Source organism: Synechococcus sp. H70.1 (genome assembly GCF_047502705.1).
GTDB lineage: Bacteria > Cyanobacteriota > Cyanobacteriia > Thermostichales > Thermostichaceae > Thermostichus.
The window spans coordinates 23,736-34,803 of the sequence record NZ_JANSIV010000073.1; the positions used below are offsets into that span (position 1 = coordinate 23,736).

The window sequence follows — 11,068 nt, forward strand, 5'->3', positions numbered from 1 at the left end:
CAAGAAGCGGCAATTTTCAAGGCTTATCCGGTGTCCCTGCTTGGGAAAAATCTTGACGCCTTCTGAAATAGGGAAATAGTATTGTGGGTTCTGTGCAGAAATCCTGCGCTGTTCACATCTCGGTATCTGGGGGACTACTATGCCAACTTTGACTCGTTCTCCCTGGACACTGCGAGACAGCGAAAAGCTCTATCGCATCTCCTACTGGGGGGAGCCCTACTTCCGTATCAACGCCGCTGGTCATGTGGAGGTGACCCCACAGGGCCTACAGCAGCAGGAACCGGGCATTGACCTGTACCACCTGGTGAGGGATCTGGTGGCGCGGGGTTTGCAGTTGCCCCTGTTGATTCGCTTTCCCGAGATTGTGGCCGACCGCATGCGGCAGCTTTGCCAGAGCTTTCAGCAGGCCATCGAGCGCTTTGGCTACCCCAACGTCTACCGGGGGGTCTACCCGGTCAAGGTAAACCAGCAGCGCCACCTGGTGGAAGAGGTGGTCAAGCACGGTCGCGCCTACCACTTTGGCCTGGAGGCGGGCTCCAAGCCGGAGCTGTTGATTGCCCTGGCTTTGCTGGATACGCCTGGGGCTTTGTTAATCTGCAACGGCTACAAAGACCGCGATTTTATGGAAACGGCCCTCTTGGCTCAGCGGCTAGGGCGTACCCCCATTATCGTTCTGGAGCGGCTGCAGGAGCTGGAGCTAGTGCTGCAGGCTGCTCATCACCTAGGCATTGATCCCATGCTGGGGGTGCGGGCCAAGCTTTCTACCCAAGGCAGCGGGCGCTGGGGCACCTCTGCCGGGGATCGGGCCAAGTTTGGTCTTACAGCCACGGAGATGTTGCAGGTGGTGGAACGGCTGCGGGAGGTTGGCAAGCTGCACTGTCTGCGCCTGCTGCACTACCACATCGGCTCGCAGATCTCAATGGCCAGTGTCCATGGGCGGGCCGTGCGAGAGGCCAGCCAGATCTACATCGAACTGGCCAAGCTAGGGGCACCAATGGGCTACCTGGACATCGGCGGTGGCTTAGGGGTTGACTACGACGGCTCCCAGTCCCCCAGCCATTTTTCCCAGAACTATAGCATCGAGGACTACGCCGCCACTGTGGTGCAGACGGTGCTGAGTGCCCTGCAGCCACACGGGATCCAGCCGCCGGTGCTGGTTACTGAAAGTGGGCGGGCCCTGATGTCCCACCAGTCGGTGTTGGTCTTTGACGTGCAGGATGTCAACGCTGCTAGCCCTTACCCCATGCCCACCCAGCTCACCTCCGATGCAGAGGTGATCCGGAAGCTAAACCAGCTTTACTACGAGATTCGGCCCGAGACCCTAGTGGCCGATTACCGTCGCTGCCAGGAGCTCAAAGAGGCCGCCCTGCGCCAGTTCATCGAGGGATCCCTCAGCTTGCAGGAGCGGGCTGAGGTGGAGCGGCTGTTTTGGAACTGTTCCGACAAGATCTGTACTTTGGCCTACGAGCAGTACCAGGCAGGCCAGCCGGTGGCTGTAGATCTCCTGGATCTGGACGAGATGCTAGCCAGCATCTACTACGGCAATTTCTCCCTCTTCCAGTCCCTGCCGGATAGCTGGGCCATCGGCCAGGTTTTCCCCATCATGCCCATCCACCGTCTGGACGAGGAGCCGCGCCAATGGGCTACCTTGGCAGACTTGACCTGCGACAGCGACGGCAAGATCAACCGCTTTTTTGGCGAGGACGGGCAGATCACCTCGGTCTTGCCGCTCCACGATCCCGACGGGCAGCCCTACCTGCTAGGGGTGTTTCTGGGGGGCGCCTACCAGGAGATCCTGGGAGACCTGCACAACCTGTTTGGGGACACCAACGCCGTGCACGTCCGCACCCGTCCCGGCGGTTACCAGGTTACCCAAGTCATCAAGGGGGACACAATTGCCGAGGTGCTGAGCTGGGTGCAGTACAACAGCGAAGACCTGGTGGAAACCCTGCACCACGCCACCGAAGCCGCCCTGCAGCGGGGGCAGATCAGCCTGGACCAGGCCCGCGCCCTGCAGCAACACTTTGAGGACAACCTGCGGGCCTACACCTACTTGCACCGCTAGGTTAGACCAGGGGATCCCGGTTCTGGACCGGGATCCTTTTTTTAGCGATGATGATAGGGACAAAAAAGACTGGCGGCATTCAATCCACCAGTCTTACTTGGTTCCCTGGGAGTGAGCTGATGCCGTCGTTGCCAACGTCTTCAACCCAGTTCCAGTCTCTGCCCTTTTCCCTCCTCTCGAAGTGATCCGGATCACTGGGCAAGAACCCCTCAGCTAGCGGCAAAGGTTAAAACAAGGGCAATTGCTGCTCTTCCCCCTCAGCAAGGCTTGCAGGCTCCGGCTCCTCCCCGTTGGCATTTCCCTCCAGCAAGGGATCTGAGGCTTCCGATAGCAACTGACGAGCGGCCGCTAGCAACTCGTTGCGCAAGGGGGCCAGATCGCTGCGGTCAGCCAGATACTGCTCTAGAGCCGTCAGAGGCTCAAGTCGGTTGGGATCCAAGCCGGGCAAGCGGATGCGCTCAGGGCTGACCACCTCCGGGGCAATGGTATAGCTAAAGGCAGAGGCAAGAGCCTGGTGGAGGGCCCGCTCGTCGAGGCAATCCAGTTGGTCGGGGCGGAGGCGGTAGATGAGGCGCAGGATGGAGCCGGCTACAGGGGCTTTGGCGATAGCCTCCAGCAGCTTGGCCTGCACCTGCTGGGGGGGATAGGGGGTGAGATCAAGGCGAATGGTGTGAAAGGTACGGGTAGGCAAGGGCCAAAACTCGTAGCTGGCCCCCGTGGGCGTAACCTCTGCCAATACACAGCCTTTTTCCTCCTTTTCCTCGCCGAAGTCCAACCGCTCGATGCTGCCGGGATAGATCACTAACGGCTCCCGACAGAGCACCTGGTGGCAGTGGACATGCCCCAAAGCTACGTACTGGTAGGCCGGCCGCGCCAGCAGCGACAGGGGCACCGTCAGTCCTTTACCCAGCGAAAGATGCCGCTCGGCCCCGTGGCGGGCTGTATCCACCATTACATGAGCCAGCAAAATCGCCGGGATCCCTGGCTGCAACCTGCGGGTCTCGCCTTCCAGAGCCAAATCCAGGCGCCGCAGAAGCTCCTGGACCAACACTTCAGGGTCAAGGCCCCAGGCCTCCTGGTGGGCCAGCAGGGTGGAGCGGTTTAGCCAAGGCAGGGTGGTTACCTGAACCGGGCCGCTGCGAGTTTCAATCCAATGGGTCTGCAGCCGATCCCCCACAACGAACCCTGCCACCCCCAGGGCTCGGTAGATGGCTAGGCTGTTGCCCTCCTGGCCCTGCCCGTATTGGTCGTGGTTGCCTACCAGGAGAACGGTCGGGATGCCGGCATCGGCCAAGCGACGAAACTGTTGGGCAAAGAGTTCTTGGTGCCGAGGGGGCGGCGTCGCATCAGGAAAGGCATCTCCCCCAAACAGCACTAAATCCACAGCTTGATCGAGGGCAAGGTCAATGCACCGCTGTAAGGAAGCCACAAAATCCTCCAAGCGGGTGTTCAATCCTGTGGCCGGGTTGATGGAGCCATGGGCTAAACCACCGCCCAAATGGATATCAGAAAGATGCAGCAGCTTCACCATCTCAGCAGCCCCTCTCTCACCTCGACTCCTGGCTGCCAGGTTCCACGCCCAAGCCGCGATCCCTGCCTAAGCTAAGCTTCTCGGCGCGGTCGGGCCCACTCCAGCCGTAAGGGCCGACCCATAAACTCCTGACCGTTGGCAACGTCAATGGCTTCTTCTTCCTCTGCCTTGGTGGCCAACTCCACAAATGCAAAGCCACGTGTCTGGCCCGTTTCTCGGTCTACTGGGATGGTAACCGACTTAACGTTCCACCGCTGTTGGAAGAAGGCTTTGAGATCTTCAGGTGAGGCTTTATAGTTTAGGTTTCCCACAAAAATGGTCATAGCAATGGAAGCAAAGCAAGGCCCAGGTCAGCAAGAGCAGCAGCCCCAGCTCAAGGTACTTCACTTCTACCACGGCGCCTTGCCCGCTTGCCCAAAATAACAAGACGTAAAGGAATCCTTGCTTAAAAATCTTCGCATTTCCCTATCCAAAATACACCCTTGTCAAACTCTGGGGGACCGGACTTTTTCTGCAGCGTTGTTGGGATCTCCAAGAGTTTCCTCCCCCGCCTAGCTACCGGGGCTTGACATCTTGTTGCAGCTTGTTAAGGAGGATTGTTAAAATATGTGTTGTCCTGCCTTACCCGTCAGGATCAAGGCGGGAACATCACCTACCCCGAAGCCTCTTGAGGTGACGATAATGGAAGAAACGCCAGGTCTTCCCTTGGAGCAAGAATTTCGCCAGCGGGCTTTTGAGATGTTGGTGGCTCGCATGAGCCCCGAGCAAGCTAAGGACATCCTGGTCAAGCTGCACAAGCAGATGCTACTGCAGGAGGTTACCTATCGCCAGTTGCTGCGCCACTTCCTCAACGCCTAGGGGTATATGAATGCCCTTTCGCTGCCTACCTGGTGGATTCACGTGGCCAGCGTCTTGGAGTGGCTAGCGGCCATTGTTTTGGTTTGGCAGTTTGGGGAGCGAATGGGGCGGCCAGAATGGCGAAGTTTAAGCTGGGCGATGCTGCCGGCGCTGGTGGGGGCCATGTGTGCCATTACCTGGCATTGGTTTGACAATGACCCCACGTTAGAGTGGGTAGTAACTGCCCAGGCGGGGTTTACCCTGCTGGGCAACTGTACGCTGGCAGGGGCAGCCTACCACATTTGGCGGGCTGAGCAAGCAGATAAGTGATGAACAGCTTGTTTGCCCTCTCTTTGTTCCCCTACTTGCTCTTTTTGTTTTTCCTGTCGCGGCTGCGTCGGATCCCGCGCCTGGCGTTGGTTGGCTTTTGGCTGCTGCTGCTTTTTGTGGCTGTCAGCATCCCGGCAGGGTTGTACGCCCAGAGGCATTACGGTACTTCTTTAGCCAATGTGGATCTCCTCCATGGAGGGGCAGAGGCTTTCCTCACCCTCTCCAACATTTTGGTGGCTCTGGGCTTCAAGCAAGCCCTTGACCAGCACGCTCAGGGATCCCCGAAGAGCCCAGAGTAGTCGTGATCCCTCAGGCCTCCGCCAGGCCTCCCTTGGAGTTGGAGGGCAATTGCAAGCAGGTGTAGAATGAAGCTACCAGCTAGCCTAGTTCCCTGGAAGAGACCTGCCTGATGGTGGCCACACTTTCTGTCCCCAAAGTTAAACTCAAAAACCCACCGCTGCGCATCTACCGCATGGGGGACAAGGTGCTGCGGCAACCAGCCAAGCGTATTAGTCAAGTCAACGACGAGATCCGCCAGCTGGCGCGAGACATGCTGCAGACCATGTACAGTTCTGATGGCATTGGTCTAGCGGCGCCGCAGGTGGGTATTCACAAGCGCTTGATTGTGGTGGACATCTATCCCGATAAGCCAGAGGTGCCGCCGCTGGTACTGATTAATCCAGAGATTCGGGAGTACTTTGGCGGGATGGTGGCCGCTCAGGAGGGGTGCCTAAGCATTCCAGGTGTCTTCTGGGAGGTTCTGCGGCCGCAGGGAGTGGTGGTGTCGTTTAAAGATGAAACCGGGCGGCCCCGCACAATCCAAGCCGATGACCTGCTAGCGCGGGTCATCCAACACGAAATTGATCATCTCAACGGCGTGCTGTTCGTAGATTACGTGGAAAACGAACTGCTGCTGGATCAGGAGCTGCGCAAGCACGGCTTCCAGATGCAGGATGTGCAACGCAGAGCTAGCCCAGCTGTTACTCCCTCCCTGAACCCTTGCTAGGATTTCCGCAGGCGCTGCGCTAAGAGCTGTTCCTCCAGAGCGGCAATGCGGCTATAGGCAGCAGTTAGCTGCGCACTCAAGCGCTGAATCTGGGCCTCAGGGGCAAGATCATAGGTTGGCTTGCAGTTGCTTACAGGCGGGTCCTCCTCCAGCAAAAGGTTACGGCTTCCATCTCCAACTAAGTCGGAGTTGAGAGCGCTGTAGTAGGAGGAGGCGGGTACAGCTTTTTTGGCCTCCTGCCGCGCCAGGAGGGCAGCAACCACCTGCTCTGGCATCCGCTCAATTGCAGCTTTCAGCTCCTGAATTTGCAACTCCAGACGCTCAAAATAGTGCTGCAAGGTTTCGCTCATAGCCACCCTGCTTTCAACTCTTTACTTTCATTGAAAGAGACAAGGTCCGCTCCTCCCTCTCTTTCCCCAGATCATTTAACGATTGAACAAAAATGCAGAATTCCCCTCCTCCCCCCTCCCTACAAGGGGGTTACACTTTGCCAGTGTTCGCAGTGGCTGCCGCTAAGGCTGCCCTTCACCACCTGCTCAAGATTCCCTTGCCGCAGGAGGGCGGTTGCCCGGCCGTGGCAGTGCAGGTGGAGCCGGAGGGGGGATCCCCTACGGCCGGGATCAGGATCCCGGTGGAGCAAGTGGCGGCTTTGTCGGAGGACACGGCGTTGGCCATCACCCGCTCGGATCCTGGCCCCCACCTGGATCTCACCCGCAATACACCGGTCTGGGGGTGGGTGGCTCTGGAGGAAAAAGATCCCACTGCTTCCCCTTTGCTCCTAGAAGCTGGAGAGGGGCTGGGACGACGCGCCGACGGCAGCCCGGCCATCTCTGCCTACGCCCGGCGCCTGTTTGAGATCAATCTTTTGCCCGGGATCCCGGATGGGTATCGCCTACGGGTGCGCATCATCTTGCCGGAAGGCAAGCTGCTGGCAGAACGCACCTCGAATGCCGCTTTTGGGGTGCTGGAGGGGCTGGCTCTCTTGGGGACGCGAGCAGAGGTGGAGCCTTCTGCCACTGCCGAGAGCCTGGAGCGGGCCCGCTGCGAATTGCAGCAGAAGTTGGAAAAGCACAGGCATCTGGCCTTTTGTGTCGGCAGCCACGGGCAGCAGGTGGCGCTGCAACAAGGGATCCCGGCAGAGCAGATCCTACTGGTGGCCAACTGGATTGGGCCGCTGCTGGTGGAAGCAGGGTTGCGGGGGGCGGAGTTGGTTCATCTAATCGGCTACCACGGCAAGCTAATCAAGCTGGCGGGGGGCATCTTCACCACCTCCAGCCATGTGGCTGATGCTCGTCTAGAGATTCTGGCGGCAGCTCTAATCCGCAGCGGGGGAGCAGCTGAACAGGCGCGGCAGGTGCTAGAGCTAAGGACGGTGGAGGCGGCGGTGCAGTATCTCAAGGAGCTGGGCTGGGCAAAGCCGGTGCTGCAGGAGCTGGCCCGCCAGATCCGCGAGCGGGCGACAGCCTATGTGCAAAAGTATGCTGGCCGCTCCCTAGAGCTGGCGGTAACGTTGTTTGATCGGCAGGGGCAAGTTTGCGCCCAGGTAGGGCAGGGATTTGGGCCTCAGTTTGCCGAGACCCTCTAGCTCAAATCTCGCGGTTTTCAGCGACTCTGGGAGTTGAGCTAAGTTGGATCCAAAGCTACTCAGGGATCTCACCAGTGGCCACTGCTTCCGCGGCTTCTTCCCAGCCTGCTCTCCTGGAGATAGTGGCTTGCTTACAGGCAGCCCTGAGTTCCCTAGAGCTGGGCTATCTCCAAGTCCAGGCGCGTCTTTCCGGCCACCGTCTGCTGCTGCGTTTAGAGGGGGATCCCCTCCCCAATCCGGATTGGCTGCTGCAGCGCCTCTTGCCAACCCTGGAGCAACTGGCGCTGACCCACCGGCACTGCCAGGTGGAGCTGTTCGGCTTTCCCCCCAACGAAGGGATCCCGGAGTGGCACCGCGAGTGGCGCTACCAGCCACCGCCTAACCCCAATAGCCCTCTGTACCGTGCCCAGCAGGGGGATGTGGAGGCCATCCAGTACGTGCTCAGCTACCTGCTGCGCCCAGAAGGGATCCAGACCCGTGTTCATCTGCATCCTAAGCTGGGCCTCTTACAGGTGAACTTACAGGCTGCGGAAGTTCCGGATCCGGCTTGGGCCAAGGATTTTGTGCGGCGGGTCTTGACCCGCCTGGAATGGGCCTTTGTGCAGCGGCTGCGGCTTTCCGGGCAAAAGCTGGGCGCTTTCTTTCCAGCCTGGAGCCAAGAGTTCGATCTCAAACAGCCTGCCTTTTGGCAGGCCCCCCCGGCCAGACTTTCTCCCTTTCCTTCTCCAGCGCCTGACACTGGCGAGCCCTCCCCACCTTCCCCTACCCCTCTAGACTAAAGGGCAGGGCTCAGAGGGGTCGGCCATGCGGGTTGTTTTCTTTGGCACGCCGGAGTTTGCTCTGCCCTCGCTGCAGCTCCTGTTGCAGCGGCAGTCTCTCTTTGAAGTAGTGGGCTTGGTCTGCCAGCCGGATCGGCCGCAGGGACGAGGGCAGAAGGTACTCCCGCCGCCCACTAAGGTTCTTGCCCAAGCCCATGGGATCCCGGTGTGGCAGCCTGTCCGGCTGCGGCGGGATCCAGAGGTGCTGGCGGCGCTAGAGGCGCTGGCTGCCGATGTGTTTGTGGTGGTGGCCTATGGCCAAATCCTGCCGCCGGCGGTGCTGCAGATGCCCAGGTTGGGCTGCGTCAATGTCCACGCTTCCCTTCTGCCGGCTTACCGCGGCGCTGCCCCCATCCAGTGGGCCATTGCCAACGGCGAGACCGAGACCGGCGTCACCACCATGCTCATGGACGAGGGCCTGGATACGGGAGCCATCTTGCTGCAGGCCAAGCTGCCCATTGGGCCAGAGCAGACTGGGCTGGAACTGGCCTCCCAACTGGCCCAACTGGGGGCCGAGCTACTGGTGGAAACCCTGGTGAAACTAGAAAAAGGAGAGATCACCCCCATCCCCCAGGATGACTCGCGGGCCACCTATGCCCCCCTCCTTAAAAAGCAGGACTTCCAGCTCGATTGGCGGCGCCCAGCCCAGGCCTTGCATAACCAAATCCGCGCCTTTTCTCCCGACTGTTTTACCGGCTTGCAGGGAAAACGGATTAAGATTGTCCGCTCTGCCGCTCCCCAGTTGCATCCACCCCCTGACCCTCTTCCCCAGGGCAGCCCCGGAGAAGTGGTGGGGTTGGCCAAAGGAGAAGGGGTGTATGTGGCTACTGGGGAGGGATCCCTTCTCATCCGGCGGGCCCAACTGCCCGGCAGGAAAGAACAGTCGGCCTGGGACTTGGTCAACGGCGGCCAACTCAGGGTGGGCATGCGCTTTGAGGTGCTGCCGGATCCCTAGCCCCCCTCTTCCCGTGGGAGAGGGGCTGGGGGTGCTACTCCGGCTGGGGAAACTCCTCCCACAGGCGGGTGTGCTGGCGCAGGCTAAGGAACTGGCCGCCGCCGAGAATGAGGTGATCCAAAACCGGGATCTGCAGCAGTTGCCCCGCCTGCAAGAGTTGCCGCGTCAGGGCAAGATCCTCCGGGCTGGGATCCAAACTGCCGGAGGGATGGTTGTGGGCCACCAGGATGCGGCTGGCTCCTTGCTTGATGGCGCTGCGGAAGGTTTCCCGCGGGTGGGTGAGGGTTTCCGTGGCGGTTCCCCGGGTTACAATCTGCTGGCCAATGAGGCGGTGTTTGATGTCCAGGTGCAGGACGGCAAAGTGCTCTTGGGTCTCCCACATCAGGTCGCCGCTTAGGGCCATGGCCGCCTGTTCTGGCGATTCAATCACCGTCCGCTCGGGTGGTCGGGCCAAAAAGATCCGCCGCCCCAGCTCGATGGCGGCCAACACTGTTGCTGCTTTGGCTGGGCCAATGCCCTCAATTTGCAGCAGCTCTCCGGCTTCCAGCTGGCGCAGTTGGGCTAAGGGATCCCCCTGGGCTTCCAATTTTTTCAAGAGCAACTGGGCCAGGCCAACGGCTGAGAGCTTGCCCGGCCCCTGGCCGGTATTGAGCAAAATGGCCAGCAGCTCCGCGTGGGAGAGGCTTTTGGCCCCCTGGCTGAGCAGTCGCTCGCGCGGGCGATCCTGAAGGGGAAGGTCGCTGATACGCAACACGTACTGGCTCATCTTGCGGCTAAGGCAGAGAAGAGGTTTTTTTCAACAGCCAAAAGGGGCTGCGGCGCTCTACGACCTGCCAAGTTGCTGCTAGCTCAGCTACAAAGGGATCCCAGGTCACCAGATAGTCGGGCACCTGCCAGGCGGCTAGCTCCTCCAGGTTGGCGGCATAGGGCACCCGCAGCGGGCCATAAAAATAGGGTACAAATGACCGCAGCCCATAGAGGCCAACCCTTCCCAAAAGAGCCGGTTCTGGGCCGGCAAACTGGCGGAAAAAGTAGATGGATCCCCCCTGGGTATGCTGCAACACCCGCGGGAAAACCCAGCTCCAGGCCAACTGAGCGCTTAGTCCGGTGGCCAAGAGCAAGATGGCCCATCCCCGAACGCTGTGCCGCGCTCTAATCCAGGCCAGTCCCCCCAACGCCAGGAGCCCAGCAGGGCCATAGGTGAAGAAAGGCCATTCTACCTCGGCCTGCAGATACCCCAGGGCCAAGCTGCCCGCTAGGCTCTCAAAAAGGTCGGCAAGCGGGATCCCCAAAGCCGCCAATCCCTTCTCGACCCTCGGCAGCAGCAGGACGGGATCCTGGGATCCCAGCCAGGGCAATAGCAGCCACAGGGCTAGCCAAAACAAGCCGCTCAGCAGGATCCAGCCGCCTTCCCAAACGCTGAGTCGAGCCTCTCTTGATCCCAGGCGTTGCAGGCGCAGGGCAGCAAAGTAGGCCCCAATGGGGTAAAGCAGCGAGGTGTAGTGGATCAACTTGGTTTGCACCAAGAGCGAAAACAGGGCCAGCACCACCCCGAAGGCCACCAACAGCAGGCGTTCTGCCCGCTGAGTTAAATCCGCCGCTGCCGAGTTACTGTGCCTGTGGAGGCTGGCCAAGATCTCGGCCAAGGCCAGAGCCGCCCAGGGAAAACACCCTAGAGCAAAGGCCAGGAGATGCAGGTAAACTGGGCCGGGGTGGCCGCTGGGGGTACTCACCAAACCCCACTGGTAGTGCCAAAACGCCGCCAGCCACTGCAGCCCCCGCGCCGCTGCTTCCAGCGCCAGCCAGGCCAGAGGAATAGCCCCCGCTAAGCCAAGGAAGGCTACCATCTCACCCCACCGCCTTGGCGGTTCCCACAGCCAGAGCTTGTAGAGGGCCCAGATGCCCAGCGGCAACACCGGCCCCACGGGTCCTTTGGCCAAC

General features: G+C 60.3%; 13 protein-coding genes. 8 read left to right on the forward strand and 5 right to left on the reverse strand.

Translation table 11 applies throughout. The annotated features are described in order from the left end of the window. Nucleotides 1-139 precede the first annotated feature (139 nt). Nucleotides 140-2,065 (forward strand): biosynthetic arginine decarboxylase, encoded by a 1,926-nt coding sequence (speA, locus tag NW827_RS05175; RefSeq protein WP_414361119.1) that lies wholly within the window; start codon nt 140-142, stop codon nt 2,063-2,065. A 226-nt stretch (nt 2,066-2,291) separates the two neighbouring features. Here speA and NW827_RS05180 read toward each other — a convergent pair whose 3' ends face one another. After that, on the reverse strand, nt 2,292-3,596 hold the full coding sequence (locus NW827_RS05180; RefSeq protein ID WP_414403542.1) for a metallophosphoesterase family protein: 1,305 nt from the start codon (nt 3,594-3,596) through the stop codon (nt 2,292-2,294). A 71-nt stretch (nt 3,597-3,667) separates the two neighbouring features. Continuing rightward, complete coding sequence (locus tag NW827_RS05185; RefSeq protein WP_414361123.1) at nt 3,668-3,919, reverse strand: RNA recognition motif domain-containing protein; 252 nt, start codon at nt 3,917-3,919, stop codon at nt 3,668-3,670. Between the two features lie 358 nt (nt 3,920-4,277). Between NW827_RS05185 and NW827_RS05190 the strand changes: the two genes are divergently transcribed. The 4 genes from NW827_RS05190 to def all read left to right on the forward strand — a co-directional run bounded on the left by NW827_RS05190 (nt 4,278) and on the right by def (nt 5,769). Then, nucleotides 4,278-4,454 (forward strand): NblA/ycf18 family protein, encoded by a 177-nt coding sequence (locus NW827_RS05190; protein WP_414361125.1) that lies wholly within the window; start codon nt 4,278-4,280, stop codon nt 4,452-4,454. Between the two features lie 6 nt (nt 4,455-4,460). Then, on the forward strand, nt 4,461-4,763 hold the full coding sequence (locus NW827_RS05195; RefSeq protein ID WP_414361126.1) for a DUF2499 domain-containing protein: 303 nt from the start codon (nt 4,461-4,463) through the stop codon (nt 4,761-4,763). Then, the gene (locus NW827_RS05200) at nt 4,763-5,062 is read left to right on the forward strand and encodes a DUF3593 domain-containing protein (RefSeq protein ID WP_414361128.1); all 300 of its coding nucleotides are present in this window, start codon (nt 4,763-4,765) and stop codon (nt 5,060-5,062) included. The genes NW827_RS05195 and NW827_RS05200 overlap by 1 nt, the downstream gene beginning before the upstream one ends. Nucleotides 5,063-5,172: 110 nt before the next feature. After that, on the forward strand, nt 5,173-5,769 hold the full coding sequence (gene def / locus NW827_RS05205; protein WP_414361130.1) for a peptide deformylase: 597 nt from the start codon (nt 5,173-5,175) through the stop codon (nt 5,767-5,769). On the opposite strand, the gene NW827_RS05210 is transcribed toward def, so the two are convergent. Then, complete coding sequence (locus NW827_RS05210) at nt 5,766-6,119, reverse strand: hypothetical protein (protein ID WP_414403543.1); 354 nt, start codon at nt 6,117-6,119, stop codon at nt 5,766-5,768. The genes def and NW827_RS05210 overlap by 4 nt on opposite strands. A gap of 92 nt (nt 6,120-6,211) precedes the next feature. Here NW827_RS05210 and cbiD point away from each other — a divergent pair, with 92 nt between their 5' ends. From cbiD to fmt, 3 genes are all read left to right on the forward strand, one after another. Beyond that, a complete protein-coding gene (gene cbiD, locus NW827_RS05215) occupies nt 6,212-7,354 on the forward strand; it encodes a cobalt-precorrin-5B (C(1))-methyltransferase CbiD (protein ID WP_414403544.1) in 1,143 nt (380 codons plus the stop codon). Nucleotides 7,355-7,428: 74 nt separating this feature from the next. Next, complete coding sequence (locus tag NW827_RS05220; protein WP_414361134.1) at nt 7,429-8,133, forward strand: hypothetical protein; 705 nt, start codon at nt 7,429-7,431, stop codon at nt 8,131-8,133. Nucleotides 8,134-8,158: 25 nt separating this feature from the next. Then, a complete protein-coding gene (gene fmt / locus NW827_RS05225) occupies nt 8,159-9,127 on the forward strand; it encodes a methionyl-tRNA formyltransferase (protein ID WP_414403545.1) in 969 nt (322 codons plus the stop codon). Between the two features lie 34 nt (nt 9,128-9,161). Here fmt and radC read toward each other — a convergent pair whose 3' ends face one another. Together radC and NW827_RS05235 are read right to left on the reverse strand one after the other, a co-directional pair. Next, nucleotides 9,162-9,893 carry a RadC family protein gene (gene radC, locus NW827_RS05230; RefSeq protein ID WP_414361138.1) on the reverse strand — a complete coding sequence of 244 codons (732 nt, stop codon included), beginning with the start codon at nt 9,891-9,893 and terminating at the stop codon, nt 9,162-9,164. A gap of 7 nt (nt 9,894-9,900) precedes the next feature. Then, nucleotides 9,901-11,068, reverse strand: a 1,168-nt coding sequence (locus tag NW827_RS05235; RefSeq protein ID WP_414503414.1) for a dolichyl-phosphate-mannose--protein mannosyltransferase, incomplete at its 5' end; no start/stop codon positions are given.

Excerpts from the sequence above, each read along its gene's own strand:
- def (WP_414361130.1), top strand. The coding sequence starts at position 5,173 with ATGGTGGCCACACTTTCTGTCCCCAAAGTTAAACTCAAAAACCCACCG.
- cbiD (WP_414403544.1), top strand. The coding sequence starts at position 6,212 with ATGCAGAATTCCCCTCCTCCCCCCTCCCTACAAGGGGGTTACACTTTG.
- NW827_RS05185 (WP_414361123.1), bottom strand. The coding sequence starts at position 3,919 with ATGACCATTTTTGTGGGAAACCTAAACTATAAAGCCTCACCTGAAGAT.
- radC (WP_414361138.1), bottom strand. The coding sequence starts at position 9,893 with ATGAGCCAGTACGTGTTGCGTATCAGCGACCTTCCCCTTCAGGATCGC.
- NW827_RS05190 (WP_414361125.1), top strand. The coding sequence starts at position 4,278 with ATGGAAGAAACGCCAGGTCTTCCCTTGGAGCAAGAATTTCGCCAGCGG.
- NW827_RS05195 (WP_414361126.1), top strand. The coding sequence starts at position 4,461 with ATGAATGCCCTTTCGCTGCCTACCTGGTGGATTCACGTGGCCAGCGTC.
- fmt (WP_414403545.1), top strand. The coding sequence starts at position 8,159 with ATGCGGGTTGTTTTCTTTGGCACGCCGGAGTTTGCTCTGCCCTCGCTG.
- speA (WP_414361119.1), top strand. The coding sequence starts at position 140 with ATGCCAACTTTGACTCGTTCTCCCTGGACACTGCGAGACAGCGAAAAG.
- NW827_RS05200 (WP_414361128.1), top strand. The coding sequence starts at position 4,763 with ATGAACAGCTTGTTTGCCCTCTCTTTGTTCCCCTACTTGCTCTTTTTG.
- NW827_RS05210 (WP_414403543.1), bottom strand. The coding sequence starts at position 6,119 with ATGAGCGAAACCTTGCAGCACTATTTTGAGCGTCTGGAGTTGCAAATT.
- NW827_RS05180 (WP_414403542.1), bottom strand. The coding sequence starts at position 3,596 with ATGGTGAAGCTGCTGCATCTTTCTGATATCCATTTGGGCGGTGGTTTA.